This is a genomic window from Chryseobacterium caseinilyticum (assembly GCF_014837145.1).
GTDB lineage: Bacteria > Bacteroidota > Bacteroidia > Flavobacteriales > Weeksellaceae > Chryseobacterium > Chryseobacterium caseinilyticum.
In genome coordinates, this window is sequence record NZ_JACYFS010000005.1 from 201,361 (window position 1) to 228,314 (window position 26,954).

At 34.4% G+C, this 26,954-nt stretch carries 24 protein-coding genes and 1 tRNA gene; 16 read left to right on the forward strand and 9 right to left on the reverse strand.

The genetic code is table 11. The annotated features are described in order from the left end of the window. Window positions 1-109 precede the first annotated feature (109 nt). The 5 genes from tuf (at window position 110) to IC610_RS15685 (ending at window position 3,232) form a co-directional block, all read left to right on the forward strand. A complete protein-coding gene (tuf, locus tag IC610_RS15665; RefSeq protein ID WP_055983809.1) occupies window positions 110-1,321 on the forward strand; it encodes an elongation factor Tu in 1,212 nt (403 codons plus the stop codon). A gap of 53 nt (window positions 1,322-1,374) precedes the next feature. After that, a tRNA-Trp gene (locus IC610_RS15670) sits at window positions 1,375-1,445 on the forward strand. A gap of 12 nt (window positions 1,446-1,457) precedes the next feature. Continuing rightward, a complete protein-coding gene (gene secE / locus IC610_RS15675; RefSeq protein WP_056074831.1) occupies window positions 1,458-1,664 on the forward strand; it encodes a preprotein translocase subunit SecE in 207 nt (68 codons plus the stop codon). Window positions 1,665-1,681: 17 nt separating this feature from the next. Continuing rightward, window positions 1,682-2,224: a transcription termination/antitermination protein NusG gene (gene nusG / locus IC610_RS15680; RefSeq protein ID WP_056034714.1), complete on the forward strand. Its 543-nt coding sequence runs from the start codon at window positions 1,682-1,684 to the stop codon at window positions 2,222-2,224. A 147-nt stretch (window positions 2,225-2,371) separates the two neighbouring features. Then, window positions 2,372-3,232 (forward strand): hypothetical protein, encoded by an 861-nt coding sequence (locus IC610_RS15685; RefSeq protein ID WP_191737683.1) that lies wholly within the window; start codon window positions 2,372-2,374, stop codon window positions 3,230-3,232. 3 nt (window positions 3,233-3,235) lie between these two features. On the opposite strand, the gene IC610_RS15690 is transcribed toward IC610_RS15685, so the two are convergent. Beyond that, window positions 3,236-3,970, reverse strand: a complete 735-nt coding sequence (locus tag IC610_RS15690; RefSeq protein ID WP_191737684.1) for an LVIVD repeat-containing protein — start codon at window positions 3,968-3,970, stop codon at window positions 3,236-3,238. Window positions 3,971-3,976: 6 nt separating this feature from the next. After that, complete coding sequence (locus IC610_RS15695; RefSeq protein WP_191737685.1) at window positions 3,977-4,477, reverse strand: hypothetical protein; 501 nt, start codon at window positions 4,475-4,477, stop codon at window positions 3,977-3,979. 220 nt (window positions 4,478-4,697) lie between these two features. On the opposite strand from IC610_RS15695, the gene rplK reads away from it, so the two are divergent. From rplK to IC610_RS15730, 7 genes are all read left to right on the forward strand, one after another. Further along, on the forward strand, window positions 4,698-5,144 hold the full coding sequence (rplK, locus tag IC610_RS15700; RefSeq protein ID WP_034679146.1) for a 50S ribosomal protein L11: 447 nt from the start codon (window positions 4,698-4,700) through the stop codon (window positions 5,142-5,144). 11 nt (window positions 5,145-5,155) lie between these two features. Next, a complete protein-coding gene (rplA, locus tag IC610_RS15705) occupies window positions 5,156-5,848 on the forward strand; it encodes a 50S ribosomal protein L1 (RefSeq protein WP_056074820.1) in 693 nt (230 codons plus the stop codon). A gap of 17 nt (window positions 5,849-5,865) precedes the next feature. Beyond that, the gene (rplJ, locus tag IC610_RS15710) at window positions 5,866-6,453 is read left to right on the forward strand and encodes a 50S ribosomal protein L10 (protein WP_191737686.1); all 588 of its coding nucleotides are present in this window, start codon (window positions 5,866-5,868) and stop codon (window positions 6,451-6,453) included. A 48-nt stretch (window positions 6,454-6,501) separates the two neighbouring features. Beyond that, window positions 6,502-6,870: a 50S ribosomal protein L7/L12 gene (rplL, locus tag IC610_RS15715; protein ID WP_056074815.1), complete on the forward strand. Its 369-nt coding sequence runs from the start codon at window positions 6,502-6,504 to the stop codon at window positions 6,868-6,870. A 681-nt stretch (window positions 6,871-7,551) separates the two neighbouring features. Continuing rightward, the gene (locus tag IC610_RS15720; protein WP_191737687.1) at window positions 7,552-8,205 is read left to right on the forward strand and encodes a hypothetical protein; all 654 of its coding nucleotides are present in this window, start codon (window positions 7,552-7,554) and stop codon (window positions 8,203-8,205) included. 63 nt (window positions 8,206-8,268) lie between these two features. After that, on the forward strand, window positions 8,269-12,681 hold the full coding sequence (locus tag IC610_RS15725) for a beta strand repeat-containing protein (RefSeq protein WP_191737688.1): 4,413 nt from the start codon (window positions 8,269-8,271) through the stop codon (window positions 12,679-12,681). Between the two features lie 18 nt (window positions 12,682-12,699). Beyond that, window positions 12,700-13,308 (forward strand): hypothetical protein, encoded by a 609-nt coding sequence (locus tag IC610_RS15730; RefSeq protein WP_191737689.1) that lies wholly within the window; start codon window positions 12,700-12,702, stop codon window positions 13,306-13,308. Window positions 13,309-13,693: 385 nt separating this feature from the next. Here the strand turns inward: IC610_RS15730 and IC610_RS15735 are convergent, their stop codons facing one another. After that, window positions 13,694-13,861: a hypothetical protein gene (locus IC610_RS15735; protein WP_191737690.1), complete on the reverse strand. Its 168-nt coding sequence runs from the start codon at window positions 13,859-13,861 to the stop codon at window positions 13,694-13,696. 254 nt (window positions 13,862-14,115) lie between these two features. On the opposite strand from IC610_RS15735, the gene IC610_RS15740 reads away from it, so the two are divergent. The 4 genes from IC610_RS15740 (at window position 14,116) to IC610_RS15755 (ending at window position 20,053) form a co-directional block, all read left to right on the forward strand. After that, on the forward strand, window positions 14,116-14,355 hold the full coding sequence (locus tag IC610_RS15740; protein ID WP_191737691.1) for a hypothetical protein: 240 nt from the start codon (window positions 14,116-14,118) through the stop codon (window positions 14,353-14,355). Window positions 14,356-14,706: 351 nt separating this feature from the next. Then, entirely contained in the window at window positions 14,707-16,695 is a 1,989-nt protein-coding gene (locus IC610_RS15745; RefSeq protein ID WP_191737692.1) for a PAS domain-containing sensor histidine kinase, read from the forward strand. A gap of 871 nt (window positions 16,696-17,566) precedes the next feature. Beyond that, window positions 17,567-18,196 (forward strand): hypothetical protein, encoded by a 630-nt coding sequence (locus IC610_RS15750; protein WP_191737693.1) that lies wholly within the window; start codon window positions 17,567-17,569, stop codon window positions 18,194-18,196. Between the two features lie 12 nt (window positions 18,197-18,208). Continuing rightward, entirely contained in the window at window positions 18,209-20,053 is a 1,845-nt protein-coding gene (locus tag IC610_RS15755; protein WP_191737694.1) for a DUF262 domain-containing protein, read from the forward strand. Window positions 20,054-20,160: 107 nt separating this feature from the next. Here the strand turns inward: IC610_RS15755 and IC610_RS15760 are convergent, their stop codons facing one another. From IC610_RS15760 to IC610_RS20040, 6 genes are all read right to left on the reverse strand, one after another. After that, a complete protein-coding gene (locus tag IC610_RS15760; RefSeq protein WP_191737695.1) occupies window positions 20,161-20,397 on the reverse strand; it encodes a hypothetical protein in 237 nt (78 codons plus the stop codon). A 367-nt stretch (window positions 20,398-20,764) separates the two neighbouring features. Beyond that, window positions 20,765-22,636 (reverse strand): DUF262 domain-containing protein, encoded by a 1,872-nt coding sequence (locus IC610_RS15765; protein ID WP_191737696.1) that lies wholly within the window; start codon window positions 22,634-22,636, stop codon window positions 20,765-20,767. Beyond that, window positions 22,611-23,654 (reverse strand): DUF4435 domain-containing protein, encoded by a 1,044-nt coding sequence (locus IC610_RS15770; RefSeq protein ID WP_191737697.1) that lies wholly within the window; start codon window positions 23,652-23,654, stop codon window positions 22,611-22,613. The genes IC610_RS15765 and IC610_RS15770 overlap by 26 nt, the downstream gene beginning before the upstream one ends. Next, the gene (locus tag IC610_RS15775) at window positions 23,651-24,820 is read right to left on the reverse strand and encodes an AAA family ATPase (RefSeq protein WP_191737698.1); all 1,170 of its coding nucleotides are present in this window, start codon (window positions 24,818-24,820) and stop codon (window positions 23,651-23,653) included. Before IC610_RS15775 ends, IC610_RS15770 begins: the two co-directional genes overlap by 4 nt. Before the next feature lie 839 nt (window positions 24,821-25,659). Beyond that, complete coding sequence (locus tag IC610_RS15780; protein ID WP_191737699.1) at window positions 25,660-25,917, reverse strand: helix-turn-helix transcriptional regulator; 258 nt, start codon at window positions 25,915-25,917, stop codon at window positions 25,660-25,662. Between the two features lie 785 nt (window positions 25,918-26,702). Continuing rightward, the coding region (locus IC610_RS20040) for a hypothetical protein (RefSeq protein WP_228462947.1) at window positions 26,703-26,954 on the reverse strand (252 nt) is incomplete at its 5' end.

Below are 26,954 nucleotides of genomic sequence, written 5' to 3' on the forward strand. Positions count from 1 at the left end.
TTTTGGTTTAGTATTGAAAGTTTTTTTAATAAAAAGTTTTTGATATTCAAAAAATCGTTATATTTGCACACCGAAAATTTGAATAACAATAAAATAAATAATTTAAATCATGGCAAAGGAAACGTTTAATCGTAACAAACCACACTTGAACATTGGTACTATTGGTCACGTTGACCATGGTAAAACTACACTTACTGCAGCTATTTCTGCTGTATTAGCGAGCAAAGGTCTTGCTGAGAAAAAAGATTTCTCTGCTATTGACTCTGCTCCTGAAGAAAAAGAAAGAGGTATCACGATCAATACTGCTCACATCGAGTACGAAACTGAAAAAAGACACTACGCTCACGTTGACTGTCCAGGTCACGCGGATTACGTAAAGAACATGGTAACTGGTGCTGCTCAGATGGACGGTGCTATCGTTGTATGTGCTGCTACAGACGGACCAATGCCTCAAACTAGAGAGCACATCCTTCTTTGTCGTCAGGTAAACGTACCTAGAATCGTTGTTTTCATGAACAAAGTTGACATGGTAGACGATGCTGAATTGTTAGAGCTTGTTGAAATGGAATTAAGAGACTTGTTGTCTACTTACGAATTCGACGGAGATAACTCTCCAGTAATTCAAGGTTCTGCATTAGGAGCTCTTACTGCTGCTACTGCTGCTACAGTTGATACTGAAGATAAATGGTTCAAGTCAGTTGAAGAATTGATGGATGCTGTTGATACTTGGATCGAGCAACCACCAAGAGATACTGATAAGCCTTTCTTGATGCCAATCGAAGACGTATTCTCTATTACAGGTAGAGGTACTGTTGCAACTGGTAGAATCGAAGCTGGTATTATCAACACAGGAGATCCTGTAGATATCATCGGTATGGGTGAAGAAAAATTAACTTCTACTATTACAGGAGTTGAAATGTTCAGAAAAATCCTAGATAGAGGTGAAGCTGGAGATAACGTAGGTCTATTGTTGAGAGGTATTGAAAAAACTGACATCAAGAGAGGTATGGTAATCGCTAAGAAAGATTCTGTGAAGCCTCACAAGAAATTCAAAGCTTCTGTTTACATCCTTTCTAAGGAAGAAGGTGGACGTCACACTCCATTCCACAACAAGTACCGTCCTCAGTTCTACGTAAGAACTACTGACGTTACAGGTGAGATCTTCTTACCAGAAGGTGTAGAAATGGTAATGCCTGGTGATAACTTAGAGATCACTGTAGAATTGTTACAGCCAATCGCTCTTAACGTAGGTCTTAGATTTGCGATCAGAGAAGGAGGTAGAACAGTTGGTTCAGGTCAGGTTACTGAAATCTTAGACTAATCATCTTAAAATAAATAAAGTTCCGTAAGGAAACTTACGGAACTTTTTAATCTACGGGCATCGTCCAATGGTAGGATACCGGTCTCCAACACCGTTGATCAGGGTTCGAATCCTTGTGCCCGTGCAAATATAATTTATGAGTTCATTTGTTGATTTTATAAAAGGTTCTTATAACGAATTCAGACATAAAGTTGAATGGCCGAAATGGTCAGATCTTCAGTCTTCTACAATTGTAGTGACTATAGCTACAGTGATTCTTGCATTGTTTACCTTTGGAGTTGATGAGCTTTTCTCTAAAGCAATCAGCAACATCATCGGAATGCTAATCAATATGTTCAACTAAAAAAGGATTTTCCCATAATGAGTGAATTGAAATGGTATGTGCTGAAAGCCATCAGCGGACAGGAAAATAAAGTAAAAAACTATATTGAGACAGAAATCAAACGTTTAGGGTTTGAGCAGTATGTTACTCAGGTAGTGATTCCTATGGAAAAAGTAATCGTTCTTAGAAACGGTAAAAAAGTTCCAAAAGAAAAACCATATTATCCTGGTTATCTAATGGTGGAAGCAGATTTGATGGGAGAGATCCCCCATGTCATTAAAAACATTCCGGGAGTTATTTCTTTCCTGAGTTTAACTAAAGGAGGTGATCCTGTTCCAATGAGGAAATCTGAAATCAACAGAATGCTCGGAAGAATGGATGAACTTTCAGAATTTGCTACTGATCTTGAAATTCCTTTCATCGTAGGAGAGAATGTAAAAGTGATCGATGGTCCTTTCAACGGATTCAACGGAACAGTAGAAAAAATCCTTGAAGACAAAAAGAAAATTGAAGTTTCTGTATTGATCTTCGGAAGAAAAACACCAATGGAGCTTAGCTTCATGCAGGTTGAGAAAGTTTAATTACTTTTTAAAATATACACAAGACCAATCCGAAAGGGTTGGTCTTTTTGCTTGTTAAGATTAAATTATTCTTATTTTTTATAATTTATCCCTATTGTTCTTTCACTTTTTTTAAATTTGTTTAAACTAAAACTAAAACTAAAAACTGTGAAAAAGCTCCATTTGCTGATATTCTTTTCAGCTCATTTTTATCTGGCACAAAATCTCATTCACCACACCACCAATTATTTTGGTCCAAATGCCAATCCTGTTCCAGAATTTACAGACGCTACTATTCCCCAATTTACCCAGATAAGTATTACAGGGGATTATTATTTCGGTCACGGAGACGAAACATTTTCAAATCTTACCAGAATTGAAGTTCCTCTAATTGCTGAAAAAGTTTCAGTAAAAGTCTGGAAAACTCTTATAGAACATTACTCTGTGTCAGATGAGATCGCTGCAAGAAGACAGATGCAGAAGAAAAAAGGTATGGCTACAGGTGATTTTTATGTGCAGACGAGAATTAAATTATTAACAGAAACTCAGTTCAAACCAGATTTAGTTTTAAATTCAACTTTAAAAACCGCTTCAGGAAGTGATTTCAAAAACCGTCGCTTCTTCAACACTGCAGGATATTATTTTGATGTGGAATTAGGGAAATCTTTTAAAATGAAAGCTTTTATTGATGAAATTCGTTTGGTTGGAAACCTTGGATTCTTTTCGTGGGATGTGCTGACGCCGCAAAATAATGTGCAGGATGATGCCATTATGTACGGAGGGAAACTGATTTTAAAACACAAAAATATCAGTTGGGAAAATACATTTTCAGGCTACAATGGCTGGATAACAAGAGTGGAAGATTATGGTGATAAACCTATGATTCTGGCATCTAAACTCAATCTCAAAACCACTAACGGAACTTTACTATTTCTCCAGTTTCAGCACGGAATACGGTACTTCCCTTATGAACAGGTGAGACTTGGAGTGCAGCTTCCATTAAAGAAACTGACTCCAAATTTCTTTTAAAATTTATAAAGTATACGAACTGATTAAACTGATGTTTTGAATATTCGCAGGATCTATGCTGTACTGTTTCACATCTGAATTGGTAAAAGCAAAAAGATGATTGTTGTCGATGATCAGATCCCGTGCAGGTACATTGGCTATGGTTTTAACCACATTCGGGTTTTGCGGATTGCTGATGTCAAAAATTACAATATCGTTTTTGTCGCAGATGTAAAGATAATTACCATTCAAAGCTAAACCTTTTGGTTCAGCAAGGTCGCGCTGGGTAATAAGCTTTGGCTGCTGAATATTTGTAGTATCGTACACCATCAATACATTATTTGCAGCACCACAAACCGTGTTGGAATGTAAGGTAACAAAAGCATGAGTACCGTTGGCAACCACCGGATCGCAGGCTCTGAGGTGTAACGCCTTAGACACATATTTAGGATTTTCAGGTTCTGCAGCAATATTGTAAATAAACATACCGTTGCGGGAACCTATAAAAAGATAATCACCATTTGAAAATAAGGTCTCAATATCAAATCCAACTTCTACTGTCCGTACTTTTACAGGATTTTCAGGATTGTTAATGCTGAAGACATTCAGGTTAGAATGATCAACCACATACATATTGTTGTTTTTCAGAATGAAAGTTGCTGTGGATCCTTCTTTCCCGTCACTGCCCTGTTTATCTGCCGAATCATTATTACAGCCAAAAAGAAAGAATATAAGAAGTAAAATAGAAAATTTTTTCATGGTGTTTTATTTAAGTTTCCAGTCAACAATTATTTTATCAGTCTGTGGTTCGCCTATAAAACCATCAGGAGACTGAATGGAGGGGAACACATTTTCTATTCTTTTTAAAACCTGCACTTCATCAGTTGAAGTACTTATTTTTAAAGCGACAAGATCGGTAGCTTGATTCACGTAGAGTACATCATTACGGATTGCTACATCTGTAGAGCCTAAAGCTTTCAGATACTTTATTTTTTTCGGGTTGGCAGGATCAGAATTATCTACAATATGGAAACCGTCGCGGCTGTCATTCACAAAAATGTACTGATCTTTAAGATAGATTTTAGCATTTTTGGTTGTAGGTTTAGGATTTTGAATCTTGATGTCAGACAGTTGAGCTCTTGTAGCATATACGGGTTCGTATATAGATTGTTGCACGCCTGCAGGCTCGTCTTCGAAATTAAAGAGCCAGCAAGACTGCATCATAGATAATGTAGCGAATAATGCTAAAAATTTAAATTTTCTCATGGTGTGGAGATTTGCGATAAAAGTAAACAATTAAATGAAATGACGGGATTAAAATAATTTAATTTTATTTCTGAACTTTAATGTGCTAAGTATTTGGTAATTAAAAATAATTTCATAATTTTGCAGTCCGAAAAGTAGGTTTACTTTATGTGAGTGCGGTAACCTGCTGAATAATAAATGCTTCCAAACTCATTAATTATTCAAATTTAAAAAACAAACAATGGCTAAAAAAGTCTTTAAAATGGTTAAGCTCCAGGTAAAAGGAGGAGCAGCAAACCCATCTCCACCAGTAGGTCCGGCATTAGGTTCTGCAGGTGTGAACATCATGGAGTTTTGTAAGCAATTTAACGGAAGAACCCAAGATAAGCCAGGACAAGTTTTACCTGTAGTAATTACAGTGTACGAAGACAAATCTTTTGAATTCGTAATCAAAACTCCTCCTGCAGCAATCCAGTTGATGGATGCGGCTAAAATCAAAGGTGGTTCCGGAGAACCAAACAGAAACAAGGTAGGTGCTGTGTCTTGGGCTCAGGTTCAGAAGATCGCTGAAGACAAGATGACTGACCTTAACTGTTTTACTATGGATTCTGCAGTTTCTATGGTTGCAGGTACTGCTAGATCTATGGGATTAAGAGTAACAGGAACTAAACCAACTTTTAACGCTTAATACTTAAAGAAATGGCAAAATTGACTAAAAAGCAAAAAGAAGCTTTAAGCAAAGTAGAAAAAGGAAGAATCTATAACCTTGAAGAAGGTTCTGCTCTTGTGAAAGAAGTAAACACTACGAAGTTTGATGCTTCTGTAGATATCGCTGTAAGATTGGGTGTAGATCCAAGAAAAGCAAACCAAATGGTAAGAGGTGTTGTATCTCTTCCTCACGGTACCGGTAAAGATGTTAAAGTTTTGGCTTTGGTAACTCCGGATAAAGAAGCTGAAGCGAAAGAAGCTGGTGCTGACTATGTAGGTCTTGACGAATATTTACAGAAAATTAAAGAAGGTTGGACAGATGTTGACGTTATCGTTACTATGCCGGCTGTTATGGGTAAATTAGGACCTTTGGGTAGAGTATTAGGACCAAGAGGTTTGATGCCTAACCCTAAATCAGGTACTGTAACGATGGAAATCGGTAAAGCAGTAACTGAAGTAAAAGCTGGTAAAATTGACTTTAAAGTAGATAAATACGGTATTATCCACGCTGGTATTGGTAAAGTATCTTTTGATGCTGCCAAAATCAAGGAAAATGCTCAGGAATTGATCTCTACTTTGATCAAAATGAAGCCAACTGCTGCTAAAGGTACTTATGTGAAGAGCATTTATCTGTCTTCTACAATGAGCCCGGGTATTGCAATTGATAGTAAATCTGTTAACTAATTATAATCCTTAAGACAATGACAAAAGACCAAAAAGTTGTAGCAATACAAGAGATCAAAGACTTGCTTCAGGATGCTAAAGTAGTTTATGTAGCAGATCTAGACGGTTTGAACGCTGCTAAATCTTCTGACTTCAGAAGACAGGCTTTCAAGCAGAATATCAAAGTAAAAGTGGTGAAAAATACACTTTTGCAAAAAGCAATGGAGCAGATTGACGGAGTAGATTTCTCTGAAATGTTCGGAACTTTCAAAGGAAACTCTGCATTAATGGTTGCTGATACAGCAAACGCTCCAGCGAAATTAATCAAAGACTTCAGAAAGAAAGACGAAAAGCCTGCTTTAAAATCAGCTTTCGTACAGGAAACATTCTATGTTGGTGACAACAACCTTGATGCATTAGTAAGCATTAAGTCTAGAGAAGAAATGATCGGTGAAATCATCGGATTACTTCAGTCTCCAATTCAAAGAGTTGTTTCTGCTCTTCAAAACAAATCTGAAACTGCAGAAACTGCAACTGAAGAAGTTGCTGCTCCAGCAGTGGAAGAAACTCCAGCAACCGAAGCTCCGGAAGCTGCTGCAGAAGGAGAAGCTCCAGCTGCAGAATAATTAGACTCTCAAAAAAATCAATCAATAATCAACAAAAACATTACAACAATGTCAGATTTAAAAAATTTAGCTGAAACGCTAGTAAACTTAACAGTAAAAGACGTAAACGAATTAGCAACTATCCTTAAAGACGAGTACGGAATCGAGCCTGCTGCTGCTGCAGTAGTAATGGCTGGTCCTGGTGCTGGTGAAGCTGCTGAAGAAAAGACAGAATTCGACGTAATTCTTAAGTCTGCAGGTGCTTCTAAATTGGCTATCGTTAAATTGGTAAAAGATTTAACTGGTGCTGGTCTTAAAGAAGCTAAAGATATCGTAGACGGAGCTCCTGCTGCTATTAAAGAAGGAATCTCTAAAGACGAAGCTGAAGCTCTTAAGAAGCAATTAGAAGAAGCTGGTGCTGAAGTAGAATTGAAATAATTTTCAGTTTAAAAAAATAAGAAAGCGGTAAACGAAAGTTTACCGCTTTTTTTGTAGATATTACTAAATCTGTTATTGTTTTATTTTTACAGTTTTTTGATAATCTAGATTCTCGTAGTAAGTAGTGTCATTACTGGGCATAAAAATGCAAAAGGTTTATCTGTCAATTCGGAAACTATTGTGTGGAAAATGAAGCTTATCGTAACCTCTGAGTTCTTCATAATCTTCCAGCTTAAAGTTTCATTTGCAGATCAAGGCAGGAACGATCTTAAAATGATGTTGTAAAGCATCAGCCTATAGTTTATAATGGTGATCTCTTTAAACCTTAAAAATGTTTTCTTCACAAAAACGGCCGCCTGCTGCCGCTTTTTTATTCTTTAAAAGATTAATTTTATATAATAGATAAAATTTATTTCTTCATATTAAAGCAAGGACCATATTGTTTAGTAAAAAGCAGTGAATATTAACATAATTTAAAATAAAAATGTATAAAAATCCTTTATTCAACAGCTTTTTGTGTAATTATTATTCTATTAATAAACTGATTTAATTTAAATATTAAACTGAATTTATTTTTTATTTTAAAAGAATAACCTAATAATGTTTAATTGTTGAAAAAAATAACGAATTATTGTTGTCTTATTGCTTATTGCTAATTTTGCAAAACCAAAAAACAAAGTATTGAAAGGCATTTGCAAAGATTTCAAATTTCAAGTTTGGGTAGCTTCTCAAAAACTGCCTACCTTTAGGGGGCTTTTTGTTTTATTTTTTTCCTTCCTTTTTTCCTTCTTTTCAGCACAGGATAGCCTGCTCACTAAAAAGTCGTCAGAAACACAAATTACGGTCATTGGTAAAGCCCGGATTTATTCTTCAGATCAGTCTTTTAATAAGATACTTACAAGTCAAAAAGTAAATGTTATTGCCGTCATCAATTACAAATCAGATGATCAGGCTATTTTAATTACTTCAGCAAAAAAGACAAAAAATTTATCCCAAGATGCAAAACTTTCTCAAAGGAAGATTATCACACCTATAGATAAATCTGTTTTAGCAAAGCTTGAAAAAATTGAGAAAAAAGCGGCTGAAAATGGAATTGCTTTTAAAAACCATGCATCTGATAAATTCTTCAATGCTGGAAATGCTTCGCATATCAATTTTATTCTACCAGATTCTCACAATCATTCTCAAAATAGTCATATAGCCCAATCAATAGAGATTACGCCTGTCTATATTCTTATTTTTAGAACGAATAATTTCTATTTTAATACCCGTTCAAAAACGTTCGGATATTCAAAAACCTATTCATTAAGACCACCACCAGTATCAGTTGTTTAGTCTTTTGTTGAATGATATTATAAAATGTTATTCATTAAATTTTATTAACTAATACTTTTAAATATGAATTTAAAATTTGAGAAAATAATATTCTCTTTACTTTTTTTGCTGAGCTGTAACTATTTGTTTGCTCAGGCAATTTCTGCCACGAATGGCGCACCTACTACAGGTAGTGCACCTTGTGGTAGCTGTACTCCGACAGGTTGGAGTAATAATGGAGGTACACCAGACATCGCTAACGGTACAACAGCTGGTTTATCTGGTGGTGCTGGTGGTGCAGGAGTTGGTGCTAACTGGACCGCTACAATAGGGGGTACAACTAATTTTACCTTACCAAATCCGCCGAATGGTCATACAACATGGCTTTCTTTAAGAGACGTAGGTACACTAACTACTGAGGAATCAGTGACCACGACTATTACAGGCTTAACTGTTGGTAGAACGTATGAGTTAGTTGTCTTTTCTGCTACAGCCGTAACGCGTGCCAACGGAAACTCATCTGTCAATTATGCAGGTACTTATATAGATCAGTTTTTTTTAGAAATTGTGGGAAGTGGTGTAACTCCGGTAGCAGTAGCTTCTGTTAATGTAAATTCATGGGGAGTAAGTAAATTGAGATTTACAGCAACAGAAACATCACATAATTTGCTTATCAGACCTGGTACTAATGGAAATGTCAGTGCTTCAAGTACACCTGCATATATTGGATTAGAAACTGTTCAGATTTCCGTTACGCTAAATGCAATCAATTCTGTACCTGTAGCGAACACAGATATTGCTCAGACAATTGGTACTACTCCTGTATCCTTTAATGTCTCAACCAATGATACAGACCCGGGTGGAGGAACTATAAATGTAGCAACTGTTGATCTAAATCCTGCTACTGCTGGTATTCAGACAACATTTACAGTAGTTGGTCAAGGTACTTTTACCGTAACTAATACTGGTCTTGTAACTTTTACGCCAGTCACAGGTTTTAAAGGTACAGCAACTATTCCTTACACCATTAATGACAATTATATGCAAAATGGGATAAGTGCTGCGGCAACATCATCCCCCGGTTTAATTCATGTTTTGGTGGATACAGACTCAGATAACGATGGGGTTTCAGATCAGAATGATAATGATTCTGATAATGACGGAATTCTTGATAACCAGGAAGGTTGTGCTGGGACAGTTACTATTGCATCAATTACAAGTGGAACTGCATCAACGTTAGCGAGTACTAATACTGCACTTTTTCCGCTTGTACCATCTGGTGGTGTAACTTTACCTAACGGAGGTGTTAGAATAACAAAAACTTCAGGTGGTAATGGTTGGGCAACATTCGCACCATCACCAGCAAATGCGACTATTACAGTGAATGGTGTACAGTCAAATAGTTTTTCGACAGCTTATTTAGATATTATTGCTGGAGGTTCAACTGCTGGAATACCTCGAAACGTAACCATCGATTACGGAACTACAGCTGCGTCTTTAGGAACGGCTAACAATCAATACCAGTATATAATAGGAATTGCTGGTTTAGGAGGTGAAGGTGGAGTAATCAACAGTACTTTTTCAGTCCCTTTAACTGTCGTAAGTAATGTAAATACTACAAATAATAATATTTATTCATTGTTAGATGGCGTTGAGTCTGTTACTCCCGGTCAGGTTGGTACAGTTGTTTCTACAAATACAAATACTGTCCAGGGATATACATTTTACTTAGTTCCAAAAAATATTGCATCGTTTACAATGAATATTACCGGGGGTAATGACCCACATGGTATCATTTTCGGGATTTATAATAAGAACTGTACGTTGGATACTGATAATGATGGTATTTTTAATTATTTAGATTTAGATTCAGATAACGATGGATGTCCGGATGTAATTGAAGGAGGGGCAAACTTTCAGAATAGCGCATCATATATCACAGCAAACAGATTGAATACACCTGTAAATGGAAGTGGTGTACCTGCGGTTCCTGCAGGAACAACAGGATATACACAGGCTGGAGGTCAGGCAATTGGTACTTCTCAGAATACAGCTGTAAATGAGTGCTACATAGATGCAAAAAATGACATTAATGAGACACCAAGAAATACACCGGTTTCCGGTTCTGTACTTACGAATGATATCGCAATAGGAATTGCAGTGTCTCCTACAGTGCTTCCAACTTATCTGAACGCTGCAGGTATTGCAACAGCATTTGTTTACGGAACCCCTGCTAACGTGTATTCTGTTGCAGGTGTACTGGCAGGTTCTATGACGTTCAACTCAAACGGAACTTATACTTTCACACCTACAGCAACATTTATCGGAACTGTACCTGTAAATTATACAGCTGTTAACGGTGCTGGTTTTACAGATTCGGCAGTTTTAGAAATAAAAGTGGTTTCGAATGTGAATACCTATTTCAACAATCCACCAATTGCCTTGAATGATACAGGAATTACTAAGATCAATACCAACCTAACCTCTACAGTTTTAGGAAACGATTCTGATCCGGACGGAAATACAATTACAGTAAGTGCTGTAAATGGTGTAGCAGCTAATGTTGGTACTGGCGTTACTGTTGCAGGAGTAAACGCTGCGGGAACAGCTGTTGCTAATGCTGGAACATTAACTCTAAATGCTGCAGGAGCTTATACTTTTGTTCCGGCAAATAATTTCGTAGGAACGGTAAATCCGGTGACTTATACAATTAGCGATGGGAACGGTGGAACTTCTTCTGCAAATCTAAGCATCGAAGTTCAGGCTGCTGCTACGCCTCCGGTAGTTTTTGCAAGCGATGACGCTAAAGCTACTCCTAAAGGGGTTACGGCTTCCGGGAATATTCTTTCTAACGATACTAGAACATCTACAGGTACTTTATCAGTTACGGGAGCAACTGTAAACGGTGCAGCATTAACGGTAAATGGTACCGCTCAAACAATCGCCGGAGTAGGAACACTTTCTATCAACCCAACTACAGGTGCATATACTTTTGTTCCTTTATCAACCTATGTGGGTACAACTCCTGTTGTGTATACAATTTCTGACGGACTTGGGAATACTTCTACTGCAACGCTTTACCTTACCTCATTAGACTTAGGGTTTATAGATGCTAAAAATGATATCAACCAGACACCGATTGACAGACCGGTTTCAGGATCTGTTACATCAAATGACGCTTCTTCTACAACCGCTACTGTAGCATCTGCTTCTCAGGGAGCTACTGCTATTACTTTAGGAGGTCCTGCAGTTCAGGTTTCAGGGGTTAATGCCGCAGGAACAGCTGTTCCAAACGCAGGAACATTAGCCTTAAATGCAGCAGGTAATTATACCTTTACGCCTGCAACAGGATTTGTAGGTACGGTAACAGTTGATTACATCGCAACTAATACCATAGGAAATACAGATCCAGCTACATTGCAGATCAAAGTTCTTCCGGCGGTAAATTCATCTGGAAATAACCCTCCTGTTGCTCTTAATGATACCGGAGTAACTAAAACTGGAATTACTTTAAATTCTAATGTTCTGGGAAATGACAGTGATCCTGATGTTGGAAATGTTATTGCCGTAACTGGTGCAGCTCAAGGGGGAACTGTTATCGGAAATACAGGAACTGCTGTAACCGTAACTGGTGTTAATGCTTCTGGTGCAACAGTAACTGCAGGAACATTCGCTCTTACAGGCACAGGTGCCGGAGCAGGAAATTATACATTTATTCCCGCTGCTGGTTTTGCAGGAACAGTAAATCCAATCACCTATACAATCAGTGATGGTAACGGGGGAACAAATACTGCAACAGTAAATATTGAAGTAAGACCAACCTCTACACCGCCTGTAGTATTTGCAAACGATGATGCAAAAGCAACTCTGAAAGGTGTTCCTGCAAGTGGTACAGTAATCACCAATGATACCAATTCAGCAGGTGGTGCTGTTACAGCAACGCAAGCCATAATTGAAGGCGTTACTTATAACCTTACAGCTGTTCCCACAGTAGTTGTAGTTCCTAACGTTGGTACGGTAACAATCAGTGCAAACGGAAATTACACTTTCGCACCATTGCCAACTTACGTAGGAACTTACGCAGTTCCATATAGAATCAGTAATGCAGCGCTTACGGCATCTTCATCAGCAGTTCTTTATCTTACATCGTTAGACGGTCAGACGTATTGTTACAGAACCCCTGCTACACCTACTTCTACAACCTTACAGCCGGTAAAACATGGTATTACAGCTTTAAGCAGAGCGGGTACAGCATCACCTGAATGGCCAACAGTAAGACAAGGAGCATGGACTGTTCTTGAAGCCAAAACAAAAGGTTTTGTAGTCAACAGAATGGAATTTGTAGGAGGAAATCCTGTGGGTATTCCTGTAGCTAACTTTATTGAAGGGATGATGGTGTATGATACAGTTGCCAACTGTTTGAAAGTGTATACTTCAACAGATGGAGGAACTACTTTCGCATGGTATTGTATGGGAACTCAGACTTGCCCTAATTAATTTTAAAAATGTTATAAAATGAAAAAAGCAATAAATATACTGATGTTAGCTGCTGCAAATTTAGCTTTTGCTCAGATAGCTATTGGGAAAGCGAGTATTTCAAATATTCCTACAACAAGTAACCCTAACCCTTCTGTCTCATTGGAATTTGGGGATTTTTCAGGAGTTCCGCAGGAAGGTAAAGGTATTGTGCTTCCATGGGTAGATTCTGCCGCCCAAACTGCCAACGCTGTTTCGGGAACGATTATTTATGATGTAAATGATAAAATCATCAAATACAAAGTTCCCACGTCCACAGACACTACCGGATGGAAAGCACTGTCTAAAAATGAAACAACTACTGTGGGTGCTAACACCAATTTCAATACAACTGGAGCTGTGAATACCTCTTTGCAGAATTCATTGACTGATGGGCCTAATGCAAAAGCAAGTATCGGTACTCCCGCGACTCCGGATGTACCGGGAATTCTGGTTTTGGAAAGCAGTACACAGGCAATGATTTTGCCTAAAGTGCCAAGTCCGCATCTGAACGTTATCCGTCCGGAAGCAGGTACTATGGTTTATGACACGGTAAGCAGACAGCTTGCTGTTTTCAACGGTACAGTTTGGTCTTTCTGGAAACCTTAATTAAATAAGATTTCCCTTTAATTAATAATTCCGCCTCTGAAAAGGGGCGGAATTTTATTTCATGAAAGTTTTAAGTCAAGCTAAACCCTGATTATTTTTCAAAATCAGTTTTTCTGTATGATTGCCTTTATTATTTGAAAATTTTGTCAGATAATGTACTTTTCAAAGAAGGAGATAGTAATCGGATCATTGGCTTACGCTCTCATCTTTTAATAATCCCAATATTTTTATAAATTTTCCTAATCTCCATAATCGTTTTCTCACCAAAACCACGGTAATGCCTTAATTTTTCCAGTGTGAAGGGTTCCTTTCTAAGATCTGAAATTTTAATCATATTAAAGCAGGCTTGCCAGTCAAGCTCATGGGCAGCTTTATTATCAAGATTCTAAAGGTACATTTCTCCGAATTTTCTTCGCAATCGCAAAGGAATTTCAAAATCAGATAGTAGCTTTAGATCTAAAGATTTCTTTAAATTTTCAGCATCTGCTTCTTTCTGCTTTTTATACTCTTTAATTGTTGTTAAAGCTTTCAGGTATTCTTCAAGTGTGATCATAAAACAAATTTAAAAAATTATTTTTTCAAAACATATTGTATCATGACTCCTATACCTCAGTCCTAAATCTTGAACTTTGAATCTTGAATCCCGCAACCCTTACCTCGCATCTCGCATCTGCAATCTTGAATCTTGAACACCCTACACGAAGTCTTCCAATTTTGTGCTGCTAGACAGGAAAAAGGATTGTTGTTTGGCACGTATTTGAATTGCTTTTTGGGGTTCACCACTCACATGGGGTGAAAAATAAAAATATGGTTATTAAAATTATCAGCAGTTTTAAGGAATTTTCCCTCAGCTTTGCAAGTGAAGAAGACTTTATAAAAATTCATGAGCAGATTACTGAAGCTCTTACAGATGATTCCAATACAAAAGGTGCATTCTACGAAAAAGATAATTCATCTCAGTTTTTTCCGGCATTATTATTAAAGAATAGTGTAATAGAAATTGATAAAGGTGAGAGCACAGGTACATCTTTTATTTCCAGACATTAATACACAGCCTTGAACTGGTACTGATGCTAATGTCAGATTCAAATATCGCCTGATACGAGGTTGTATCAGGCTTTTGTCTTTCAGTAAAGGTAAGTTTGCTAAAATTGTTTATCTTAATAATTATCTGAAGTACAAATTGTCGGGATAGGTGACAATTTATATATCACTTTGAAGAATATGTTCAGCTAGTTGCTGACTGTATTTCCGTACTTCATGTTTATACATTATTACATTCTCAAAACTTACTGACATTAAAAGAGATTAAAAATGAAGCTAAAAAAGCATTATTATCCCACTCATAAATATTCTTAGGCAATTATTTTTAAATTTGCATACTTTTTCCAATACTGAATGAACACTCCCCAACATATTAATTCTGAAGAACTGCTCAGTGTCTTATTCTATTCTCCCAATGCAACTGCAGTGTATCAGGGTGAGAACATTAAAATCCTAACCGCAAATCAGGCGATGCTTAACCTTTGGGGGAAAGACAGGTCAGTAACCGGAAAAAACTTCATCGATGCAATTCCTGAACTCAGGGATCAGCCTTTTCTGGATATACTTAAAAAAGTGTGGTCAACTGGTAAAACTTATTATGCTAAAGATACATCCGCTATGCTGGAAGTCGATGGTATTGTAAAAGAATTTTTCTTTGATTTTGAGTATAAAGCTATTCTGAACGAAGATGGTACAACCAGATACATCCTTCATACTGCTTTCGAAGTTTCTGACAGAATGAAGGCTTGGAGATTAGTTGAAGAAAAATCTCTGAAGGAACAGGAACTCATTGAAGATCTGCTGGCACTCAATGAGGAATATCAGGCAACCAATGAAGAATTAATGTCAACCAATGAAGAACTGATGACTTCTGAGGAAAATTTAAACAGCGTGCTGGAGCTTGTGAATGAAAAAGAACATCTGTTTCGTGTTATGGTTGAACAGTCACCGGTAGCTATGGCATCTCTAAAAGGTTCAGAATTAATTGTAGATGTTGCAAATGAACATGTACTGAAAATTTGGGGCAAAAACATTTCTGTTGTGGGACTGCCATTGCAGGAGGCATTACCGGAAATTAAAGATCAGGGATTTCTTGAAATTCTAAAAAATGTATACGAAACAGACACCCCTTTTCACGGAAAAGAATTAAGAGCTGTTATACTGGTTGACGGAATTCCCACAGAACGTTTTCTCAATTTTATCTACCAACCTACAAATCCTGATCAGAATGGTGAAAAATATATTTTAATTGTGGCTATTGATGTCACAGAACAGGTAAATGCAAGAAAATCTGTTAGTGATGTTAATACCCGTTTTCAAATAGCGTTAGACGCAGGCAAGCTAGGTTCTACAGAGGTACACCTCGCATCCGGCACTATGCAAAGCACAGATCAGTTCAAGAAGAATTACGGATTCTTACCTGAAGAAGATTTTAAATATTCTGATTTATTTGAAGCTATGTTTCCTGAATATCGGGATCGGGTGAAAAATCTTGTACAGGAAGCAATCAGAACAAACGGAACTTATACTGCTGAATATCCTGTTAAATGGAGGGACGGAAGTACGCACTGGATCCAGGCTCACGGCAGACCCAGATACGACGAAAACGGAAATGCAGACAGAATGGTGGGAATGACGCTGGACATCACCGAAAAAAAATTATTTGATCAGCAAAAAGATGATTTCCTGAGTGTGGCAAGTCACGAACTGAGAACACCAATAACTATTCTTAAAGCCTCATTACAGTATCTCGACAGAATTAAAGACCGTCCTTTTGGGGAACCGCACCGTAAGATGATCTCACAGTCACTGACAGGTATTGACAGAATGACTGAAATGGTCGACGGTCTACTTAATGTCAGAAGATTGACTGAGGGGCAGCTTCAAATCAGGAAAAACTGGTTTAATATGTATGATATGCTTTCTGTAACCTGCAATCATATACGGGTTGAGGGTAAATACAGCCTGATTCTTGAAGGTGAAAAAGACATCAGAGTATTTGCAGACGAGCACCGTATAGATCAGGTGGTTATCAATTTTGTAAACAATGCAGTCAAGTACGCATCAGATTCTGATAAGATATACCTTTCTGTATCCACAGAAGGGAACTGTGTTAAAGTCTCTGTAAAGGATTTCGGTGAGGGCATTTCTGAAGAAATTCTTCCGAAAATTTTTGACCGTTATTATCGTGCCAGCCATTCAGGAAATGAATATTCAGGCCTGGGACTTGGGTTGTATATCTGTTCTGAGATTATCAAACAACATGGCGGTGAAATTGGCGCAGACAGTAACATCGGTGAAGGAAGCACATTTTGGTTCACAATACCAATAATGCAGAAGTAATATGAATTTAGATTCGGCAATCGTTATTTCCTGAATAAATATGTTTTTGTGATCTGGTACGGTGCATGAGTAATTGTAAAGCCGTCGTTGTGATTTCACAGAATCCGGGATTTTACATTAAATTAAAAAAAGTCCAAAGTGAGGAGGCTGGGAAAGCGGTTGAGATACTTATCGAGTGCGGATACATTATCTTGACAATGTCTATGATATTTTACATTTGAAGTAGATATATCAGACATGTCGACGGTTATGAGTACGTTAAGAAAATGACATAATGTGTAATATAAAATTATTTTTAAATTCTATAGATCACCTTTTTGTCATGTGGTTGATGTCTCTTTACTTAGATAATCCCGATATCCTTATTAATTTTTTTGTTCCAGTATTTGCACTCAATCGCTGTATAAACTTGTGTTTCCGAATTAAAAGTGAGAACATCTATCTGATGTTCTACAGTCGATCTTCCTTGTACTCTGCAATTGTTACCATGTCCTAGAACTTTTATGTTAGATTCTCTGCCCAATGTCTCATAGATATATTTAGTTATAGATTCATATGTTTTCCAATTGAGTTCTTCTAAGTCTTTCATTTAATGTCAATATTTTATTGATATTAAAACTATATATAATATTTTATATTTCTTCACAAAAATTAGATGCTGTAAAATGCGTATAATTACTCTTACATAAATGAAGTCTATCGACTATAATATGATTACTCTTATTGGGTTTACTCTTCAAAAAGATTTTTTTTTAAATTACCTGATACTCTTAGCCATTTGCGTCATCACGCAATTGTGAAACACCTTTTTTTTATATATTTGAAAATTGATGTTAGAAAGCTTTTTGAACATCAGGATAACTAACAAACCATGAACAACGTCGAGATCATCTCTTACATCAACGCAAAGAAAAAAAGTAAGCTCTATATTGAAAATGAAATTCGTGGCGCTCAGCAGGTGCTGTCAGATTTAAAAGAGCAAAAACCCGTCCGCTGGTATCACAACGCCTATTACATCGGTAAGAGGATTCTTTTTCTATCCTTGGCGGCTGTTGCATTTCTTTTTTTAATAAGTACTCTTGTAGATAAAGAGGCTTACAGAAACTATTTTGATAACCATTATGACGATATAGTGGCAGGGTATCTGAACGATAATTTTGGCACAAAGTCCGAAATCACTGTATCTCAAATCTCAGCGGTCGACAGTAATGTTCAGACGTCATTATCTGTGAAAGAAATCCGTACAGAACTAAAAGAGAAACTGGTGGCACAGGTCTTTGACTATGCTCTTCTTACTTTGCAGATTACTTTAGTTGTCTTCACTTTGGTGTTTTGGTATATTGCCCGTCTGACACGCCAGCTCCATCTTAAAAACAGGCAGATACTAGATCATTATGAAGTTAACATTAGTCTGATGAATTTATACCAAGATGTGGTGCAGGAACAGAATTACGAAATTGACTTTTTAGAGAAAGCTACAGCATCAAATAAAAAAATATAATAATAACATTTAATGGATAATAATAATTTACTTACCGGCAAGAAATATATTAAAGATATTTTTAATCAAGAACAATTCTATAATATACCTGAATATCAACGGCCATACGTGTGGGGCGTTGATCAGATTGAGAATTTTTTAGATGATATCACCAATGCTTTAGAAAATAATAAAGAAAAGGAATATTTTGTAGGTTGCATGATTTGGAATACACGAGAAAGTGAATCTAACGGTATTAAATATAAATTTCAAGATATTTTAGATGGTCAACAGAGATTTTTAACATTATTTTTACTACATGCTGTATTAAGAAATCTGTCATCTAATAGCAAATTAAAATCCAGTGTCCAAAATAGACTTATTCAGGAAGCAGATGAATTTAATAATGTACCTGCTAGAAATAGAATCGAGTTCGATATTAGAGATGATAAAAACTTTATAGATAAGTTTATTACCAATGAGATTGAACTAAATCCAGAAATACTTGAACAGCTAGCAAACAATTATGACAATAGCTCTTCAGTAAGAAATTTAGCGAATGGTATGAGCATTATTCTTAATTGGTTTAATGCAAAGGAAAGAGAAGATTCAGAAAACTTTCAAGAATTTTTAATAAGGTTTTACACTTATTTATCAAATAAAGTATTAGCCCTATACTTGGCTACACCCAATAATCTTGACGATGCTTACAATCTCTTTACTGTTCTAAACAGCAGAGGATTACAGCTTCAAGTCAGTGATATTTTAAGAGCTCAGAATCTGCGGGTAATTCTTGACGATAAGATAAGACGTGAATACGCAAACAAGTGGTCTGACTTTGAGAATAAAATTAATCTCCCTTATAAATCATTTGATGAATTTTTATGGGCAGTGGTATTTATCAAAATGAAGTACAGAAGTGATGATAACCAAACGCTTACAAAGGCATTTGATTATATGTTTAAAAAAGGAGTAATGGTTAAGGGTGCCGAAACTTTAGATATTGTTGAGAAATATATTAACCATTTCTTATCTGTAAATAACGGAAGTATTACAACAAAGGACTCAGCATATCTCTTCTCAAATATTAATTTTATATTATCAAGCGTATATGGCTCTCAATATTTAACACCACTAATGCATTTCAAAGAATCTTTTGATGAGCATAATATTGTAGAATTTATCATAAAAATCGATAATCTTTTTTCCTTAGGGTGGTTGTTAGGCCGCAGACAATCTATGACAAGAACGTTTACTATCTTAAAGAGGATCGATTACTATAGTGAGAAAGTTGTTAAAAAAGAGCTATCTAAAGAAGAAGCTAGCAAATTGATGATTAGTGATGAATGTTTAAGGTATGATTATTTTGATGAAAGTATAAGTTCAGAAAAACCACTGGATATCGATGATTTGGAAAATAGTTTAAAAAATGATAAATGGGGTGGATTTAGTGGAACCAAGGTTAATAAGACCAGATATCTTTTGTTAAAGCTTGACCTCTTAATGGGCAGTAAAAATAACCAGATTCAATATAATAAGAATTCATCAAGCATTGAGCATTTAATGCCTCAAAAAATTGAAAATTCTTTATGGTCAATTGATATTAGTTTTCATAAGGAATGGCTACACAAAATTGGTAATCTCGTATTAATAGATAGAAACAAAAATTCTTCACTTAGCAACAAAAATTACGAAACAAAAAAAACAAAGTATAAAGGTGCAATTGAAGCTAGAGCTAACACAAATTTTGTGCTAATGCAAAATGATGAATGGAATCAGAATTCCATCTTGGAAAATCAAGATCGAATTGTAAAACTCATAATGAAGTACTATAAAGGTAATTCACTTGAGACATTTTTAGATATTCAAAGAAATTAATTTATGTAATTAATTAAAGAAAATACTTTAATCTTAAATTGAGAATTAATAATCTTCAAAGTTGGGAGACTTTGAAGATTGTGTCTAAATTTTCTGGATACAATAATTTACGTATCTAAAAGTTGGTTTACGTGATCATCATCAGTATTGTTTGAAAAATCTGAAGGCAACGTATTTTCCCGTTTTTCTACTAAATAAATTGATTCGTTAGTAACATCACCTAATAATAAATTTGCTGATAGGTTATATTCATATTTCGAAATCTTGGAAAGAGACTTTTCTCCACCGAATTGAAATAATATTTCTAAATTCTTGTGCGCATCTTTTGATGGTATCTGTACCATAAAGTTATACATTATAGGACGACCATGACTGATAATGGGCACGGTATGCTCATAGGTATGTCCTATAAAATCTTCATTTATAAAGATGTTTCCAGGATAAACTATGATCTTTTAATAGGCATTTTTTTCATTATTAAATTGAGAAGTGTTGAACAATACATATCGAAAATATGCAAACACATCATTTTCTGACATTGAGATGCCTTTAAGTCTTATGTGTCCTCTAATAATTGGGAAATCTTGACTTTTCATCAATACACTAATCAGATAATGAGGAGCAACTCTTGTTTGCCCATCCAATCTCACATAATATCAACAGCCATCTACTTCTTTTTAGTTATCTATATTAGCATTCATCGATATTCTTTTATGATTCTACGAAATCTAAAAATAACAATTTTATCTTATCCTCTTTAGATCCAATTGTAATATTCCATCGTTTTTCCATAAAATCTAGCAACTCAAGCCCACGATTTAATATTGTTTTCTCATTCCATTCATTTAAATCAATTATATTCTTAGCATTATTGTAATTTTTGTATGTAGATAATTTATCAATGAAGCAATCCTGTTCATGTACGTTTTTTCTAAGTAAAACAAAATTTCCTAGACTTCCCGTAATAGACTTAATTTCTTGATAAGAGAAATCTTGTACTTCCATTTTTTTCCAACATAATAGTAATGGCTTTTCAGGAAATATATGCTGTACACTATTTAAGTCATCGTATGAATCATATTCTAAATTGTTTTTTTTGGCTATGTCTATATCATACTCGTATAAAAAATATCTCAAAAATTTCCAATCATAAAAACCTTTTCCATTTTCTCGTAAAAATAAATCTCTTAAAAATGAGTAAAATCCACTGATTTCATAATAACCGTTATAATCTTGCTTTCCATATATCCATAGTTCAAGGTCTTTAATTATATCTTCAATTTCAATTTCACTATTGTATAGTTCGCTCGCTTTAGCATAAAAATGATATGTTCCAGTATTAGAACGTCTAAATGAAACGGAAAAAATTAAAAATATATAGGATTCAACTAATTGCAGTAGCTTTATAGTTTTATCTTTATCCTTTTCTGTAACTAAAGCTCCCATTATCAAAGGAGCAAAGGATTTGAAACCAAGCTGATTTAGTTTCATCAGCCAGTTAATCACAATCTTTGACTGACAAATCTCATTTGCTTGTGGATGTTTTGGACTATTCATCAAAAACCATTGTTTAACACCTTCTGTTAAACTCCTAATATATCTTTGTATTGATTCATAATCTTCTTTTCCATTTAGAACATTGTGAGATGTAAAAAATCTATCAAAAACATCATTCGCATAAAATTCGGGTTCTCTTCTATCATATCTTTTGTACATGATCCAGTGATTTTGCAAAAAAGCATCATCATCTAATTTTCGTTCCTTATTTAGACCTAAATATTTATAAATTGTTTTCCAACTCTCATTAATCTTATCCCTGAGATCTACTTTTCTCTCGATGCTTTCATCTTTCAAAAGCGTTGATAAATATATTAATCTATTTTTAAGTTTTTCAAGATTTGAAAGAGGCTTCCCTCTATTATTCATCGTTTCGAAAACAATAAAGATATCAAGTTCTTTTTCCAACTCTTTAAAATCAAACTTAAGCTGCTGTGTTAATTTGCTAAATAATATCTCCAAATCATTCAATGACATTTTTTTAACCTTCTCGATAAAATAAAGTTTTGCATTAAGAAGATTGTTAGTGTAAACAGTTTCTTCAATATCATTGTTTGAATAATCATTTTGTTCGAATATTTCGCGCTTTAAAAATTCATAGCTTGGATTATCCCGATGATAACCGAACAAATAACTTTTTTCCTGTCGTTGTTTGTTTTCTGTAAATATATATTTATTAATAATTTCTTCTTTACTACTAAAATTAATCTGACTACCCTCAGGCATTTTCTGACATATTACCCATATCAAAATAATTATTGTAGTTATCCTCTGTTGACCATCCACAATAAAATATGGTTTTTCACCCTTTCCTGTTATTATCCATTTATCGTCACTCCAATTCATGTATTCTTCTTCGCTGACTTCTTCAACACTAATCATACCTGTATAGTGTACTTTTTTGTGCTGAAGGTTATTAAGATCTTGCCAAAAATCGTCTAAATTATTTTTCTCCCATGAATAACCCCTTTGATAATCAGGTATTCTAAATATTTTATTATTAAATATTGATTTTATTGTTTGCATTTAAAGCAGTATAATTAGTGGTTAAAAAATTTAATATATCAGCAGGTTGTGTCATCTTTGAGCATACTAAATCAAATATATTCAGAGTAGTGATATCAAGCTTTTTTCTTGGTATAGGATTTTCTTGTGATCGCTCAATCCCTTCAGTAGTAAAAATATTCTCAATAGTTTTATCAACAGTTTTCAAAATTTCTATAAGAAACCATAAATCATATTTTCCTCTTAAAAAAAATTTATGGTTGGATATACGCATAATTAAATCTCTGGTTCGCATAATATTTTCGAAATGATACTCACTTTTCACTGCACCACATTTATTAACTAATATTTCCTTTAATGTCGCATCACGAATCTGTAATTTTCTTAAACTATCGTCAGAGCGCATTATTCTTTCATACATTTCTTTTGTAACAAGCTTTTTTTCACAGAACTGCATCATTTCGAAATAGATTAAATGTTGAAGCTTTAATTCTTCTAAAACTGCTTTTTTTGATAATAATCTATCTATTAAAATGAACCACGTCACAGTTCTAAGCTTTATAATAAATTTTTCATAAGAATTTCTGTATAAATCAAGCAGTTTATTTTGTAATTCTTTACTAATATCATTAACATAAAATCGATCTAAGATTATTAAAAATACTTCTTCAGTAACTAAATAATTTTCAATAGAGTAATATTTAGTGTAAAACAGATTAGGCTCTAACGTCATTTTCACTCCAATAATATCATCATAATCTTTATCTGCGAAAAATAATAGTTTAGATTTTGAATATCTTGTCCAATCAATTAATTGATAAACTTCTAATAAATTACTCTTACCCTTCATTAAATATTTATGATGATTGTAATCTGTATAAATTCTAGTGATAGATGTTCTATAAAATTCATAATCATCATCATCCTCTGTAAACACATGTACATCTTTTGCTGATGACGTATAAATTTGTTTAAGGATAAAATATCGTGCTTTTGGAATTATCGCTTCCTTCTTAGCAAAAAATAATTCCTTTGTCATAAAATTTCTTTGAACTCATTAAGTCCATGGGTGTAATTATTGAAGTTTTCAGGAACTATAAATGGAGAATGTGTTGCTGCAACAATTCCATCTATATGAAAGTCTATTATATCATTAATCAAATTTTCTTGCCAACCCATTGAAAGAGAAATTTCTGGTTCGTCAATAATTAGCCAAACGTTTTGAGGACTATACAGTAAATAACTAAAAAGAGATATAATATGTTTTTCCCCTGCGGATAAGACTGTTAAGGGTAAAGTCTTATTGTCAATACTAATTCTAATGGATTTACCATCTTTTGAAAGAATAACCATTTTATTATTGCTGAGGTATTTATTAGATTTTTCAATAAATCTTTGGAACAGTTCTGAGGACGAAAAAGTTTTATCTTCTAAAAGTTTTGAAATTCTATACTCAATGTCAACCATGTCGAATTCGACCAATTCCATACTAAAGTATTCTTTTCTAAAGGCCCATCTTTCATAATCTCTATTAGACCAAATAGTATCAAAAACCTTTTGTAAATCATTTTCGGTTTCGCTAAAAGAACTATTATTAGATATTTTTTCATCATTAATTTTCAAGTCAATTTCTGGAAGTAGTTGTCTCAAATGCTGCTCTAATCTTTTCGCCATATCACCGTACAAATCAAGATAACTTCGTTCTATTCTGCGATAAGTTGGAAGATAAAGAAATGATCCTAACCAATCATACTTATTATCAACTATATTATTTGATGAAACTTCATTTAGAATTGATAGAATTAGACTTTGAGGAACATCATATTTCGCCTCAATATCTCCTAACAAAAATTCATCATTCATAATTTGTTCAACCTTATAATTTATTAGCCCTTTACGGATGAAATCCTTGTAGGTAGGAAAGAGATTACTGAGCTTTTCTATCACATAATTAGGAATTTCAGTAGATCTATACTCACTTTTTTTAAAAGAAAACTCTTTATCATTAACTAAAGCAGTAATTTCTTCGAATTCATACTTTACTAGTTCATTCCATTGCTTAGAAAAGAATAAAAAAAATAACCTTAACAATATCGTTTTTCCTGATCCATTTTCAGCAACGATAATTAATTTATTATCCTCAAAATGAAGGTTAAAGTTTTTTTTACCAAAAAGTTTAAAAACTTTAAATGATTTTATATTCATCAGTAATTAATATATATATATCAAATATAAGTATTAAAATTAGAAAATTTTAAGATTTATGCATCACCAACTATAGTTCTTCAATTTGTGACCATTTTGTTTATCAAGAATTATTTACTTCTAACAAAACTAATTGAGTTTATGTAACAGATCGTTTATAAAATGTTTCGATATTTTGTTCATTTTTGAATACTTGAAAAAAATGATCACGACTAGTATGATGTCTATTAGAAATCATATCTAAAAATTTATACTCAAACTGCAGCGGCACCATCTTATTGTGTTTTTTACAGAAAGTCCTTATGAATATTTGAGTCAATTTGATTTATTGCATAAATTTATTTCCAATATTCTAATACTACAATTTTTCCGTATACAATAAAACACTTTAAGATGCGGGAATTTTTTTTTTCGCAATATACTCTACTGTAGCTCTAGAACTTCTGAAATCATAGAAAAAAAATCCAAATCACAGGGTAGAGTAAATCTTTTGGATCCTATATAATTTCCCAGAACTCAAATCTTTCGTAATCGTCATTATATTTAATTTCTAAGTTTTCTCTAGACATGTGTTTTTTTAATATTACAAATATTTACTTTTTACTCGATATTCATTACAACTCACCATGATTGAAATTAAAAATCTATAATACATTTGTAAAAACACTTATGAAAATATTACTGGTGACATTAAGTCTTTTTTACGAAAATTCTTCTCTCACAGATACCAGCAAAGGTAATTCCCATCTCCGATGGCGACACCCCAAAAAGTATAATAGCTCTCCACTGGGATTCAGTCGATACATCGCTTTTTTGAAAACGTCCTACCATAAATTAGCTTACCTAGTATCTTCTTGACGCTTAATACTTGTTGAATTACTAAATATTTGTTTTACATCTACTTCCAATGCAAAACATAGTTTTAGTAATGTAGAAAAGACAAAATCCTCTTTTCCATTTTCTATATCGCTAATTTTTGAGCGATCAACATTACCAGCTTTTTGACCTAGTTGTTCTTGTGATAATTCTTTTTCCTTTCTTATTTTTCGGAGAGTCACTCCAATATCTCTATAAGTTTTTAAAAATTTTTCATCCATGTTAAATTTTTTTTGTGGTTTTATTGCCACATTCAAATTAAATTTATATATTTGTACAAGCGATTATAATAATGGTTGGTTTTAAAAGCCAATTACGATGTATCTCATTCCGTAAAGTCCTATTTAGCAGATGAGAGAATCGTGAAATCGCTCCGTGCCTAAAAGTTTTGTACTTTTGTATAAAGGCATGTGGGCGGTTCTCACGTCTTTCATTTGCAAGCAATTAACTTTGTTAGGGTATTAGGACACCCACGGATTGAAAGTGCGAGACCGCTCCATGCTATTTTGCATGTGTAATTCTCATACTAAAAAGCATCGTTCCATTAATAAAAATACATTTATGAGAACGACATTTTCAATCATTCTGCTTATTTGCCCGCCTGAATAGCAGAGGAAAATTTACAGCTCTAAACCAATCCACCTCATGCATGAGGAGAGGTATAGGGCAACTAAATCCACTCCGAAATTCCTTTACATTTAGATAAAGGAAAGTCATGGTACCATTTTAAACTCGCACCTTAAAAGTACAGGCTTTCTTTCAATTTTCCAAATAATTTTCAGCACGAAGGGATTTTATTCAAAAGTTTAATAAAATTACTAGTCTGCATAAGTCAGATGGTTAGAGTTGTATTAATTATACCTCGTTCTCCTAAATTTGATATGATACAATAGGGTGTACAACCTATTGCGGCTTTAAGCTTTCACGGGACAAATTTTCATTCATATTAATTGATATTTACTGCTTTTGTATGCTCTGAAGTGAGCAGTTTAATTACTGTTTCTTTTCAGTGTATCATAAAAGCCCTGTTTTCTGAACAGTTGGGGATTGCATCAGAGATTCCTCTGTTCAGAATAAAAACAGGAACCCAATCACAGCGAATTAATATGACCAACCAAAACCAATGAAATAAGAAACAGGCCAGCTCAGCCTGACCAAAAAAGATCAATAAAAAAGCCCCTTCCCATAAGTTTGGCGACTCAGGAAGGAGCAATGGATTGAATCGTTTAATTAAAAACATTACAAAACTATGAAAAAA

Coding starts and splice junctions, on each gene's coding strand:
- tuf (WP_055983809.1), top strand. CDS start 110: ATGGCAAAGGAAACGTTTAATCGTAACAAACCACACTTGAACATTGGT.
- secE (WP_056074831.1), top strand. CDS start 1,458: ATGAGTTCATTTGTTGATTTTATAAAAGGTTCTTATAACGAATTCAGA.
- nusG (WP_056034714.1), top strand. CDS start 1,682: ATGAGTGAATTGAAATGGTATGTGCTGAAAGCCATCAGCGGACAGGAA.
- IC610_RS15690 (WP_191737684.1), bottom strand. CDS start 3,970: ATGAAAAAATTTTCTATTTTACTTCTTATATTCTTTCTTTTTGGCTGT.
- IC610_RS15695 (WP_191737685.1), bottom strand. CDS start 4,477: ATGAGAAAATTTAAATTTTTAGCATTATTCGCTACATTATCTATGATG.
- rplK (WP_034679146.1), top strand. CDS start 4,698: ATGGCTAAAAAAGTCTTTAAAATGGTTAAGCTCCAGGTAAAAGGAGGA.
- rplA (WP_056074820.1), top strand. CDS start 5,156: ATGGCAAAATTGACTAAAAAGCAAAAAGAAGCTTTAAGCAAAGTAGAA.
- rplJ (WP_191737686.1), top strand. CDS start 5,866: ATGACAAAAGACCAAAAAGTTGTAGCAATACAAGAGATCAAAGACTTG.
- rplL (WP_056074815.1), top strand. CDS start 6,502: ATGTCAGATTTAAAAAATTTAGCTGAAACGCTAGTAAACTTAACAGTA.
- IC610_RS15725 (WP_191737688.1), top strand. CDS start 8,269: ATGAATTTAAAATTTGAGAAAATAATATTCTCTTTACTTTTTTTGCTG.
- IC610_RS15730 (WP_191737689.1), top strand. CDS start 12,700: ATGAAAAAAGCAATAAATATACTGATGTTAGCTGCTGCAAATTTAGCT.
- IC610_RS15735 (WP_191737690.1), bottom strand. CDS start 13,861: ATGATCACACTTGAAGAATACCTGAAAGCTTTAACAACAATTAAAGAG.
- IC610_RS15740 (WP_191737691.1), top strand. CDS start 14,116: ATGGTTATTAAAATTATCAGCAGTTTTAAGGAATTTTCCCTCAGCTTT.
- IC610_RS15745 (WP_191737692.1), top strand. CDS start 14,707: ATGAACACTCCCCAACATATTAATTCTGAAGAACTGCTCAGTGTCTTA.
- IC610_RS15750 (WP_191737693.1), top strand. CDS start 17,567: ATGAACAACGTCGAGATCATCTCTTACATCAACGCAAAGAAAAAAAGT.
- IC610_RS15755 (WP_191737694.1), top strand. CDS start 18,209: ATGGATAATAATAATTTACTTACCGGCAAGAAATATATTAAAGATATT.
- IC610_RS15760 (WP_191737695.1), bottom strand. CDS start 20,397: ATGGTACAGATACCATCAAAAGATGCGCACAAGAATTTAGAAATATTA.
- IC610_RS15765 (WP_191737696.1), bottom strand. CDS start 22,636: ATGCAAACAATAAAATCAATATTTAATAATAAAATATTTAGAATACCT.
- IC610_RS15770 (WP_191737697.1), bottom strand. CDS start 23,654: ATGACAAAGGAATTATTTTTTGCTAAGAAGGAAGCGATAATTCCAAAA.
- IC610_RS15775 (WP_191737698.1), bottom strand. CDS start 24,820: ATGAATATAAAATCATTTAAAGTTTTTAAACTTTTTGGTAAAAAAAAC.
- IC610_RS15780 (WP_191737699.1), bottom strand. CDS start 25,917: ATGGATGAAAAATTTTTAAAAACTTATAGAGATATTGGAGTGACTCTC.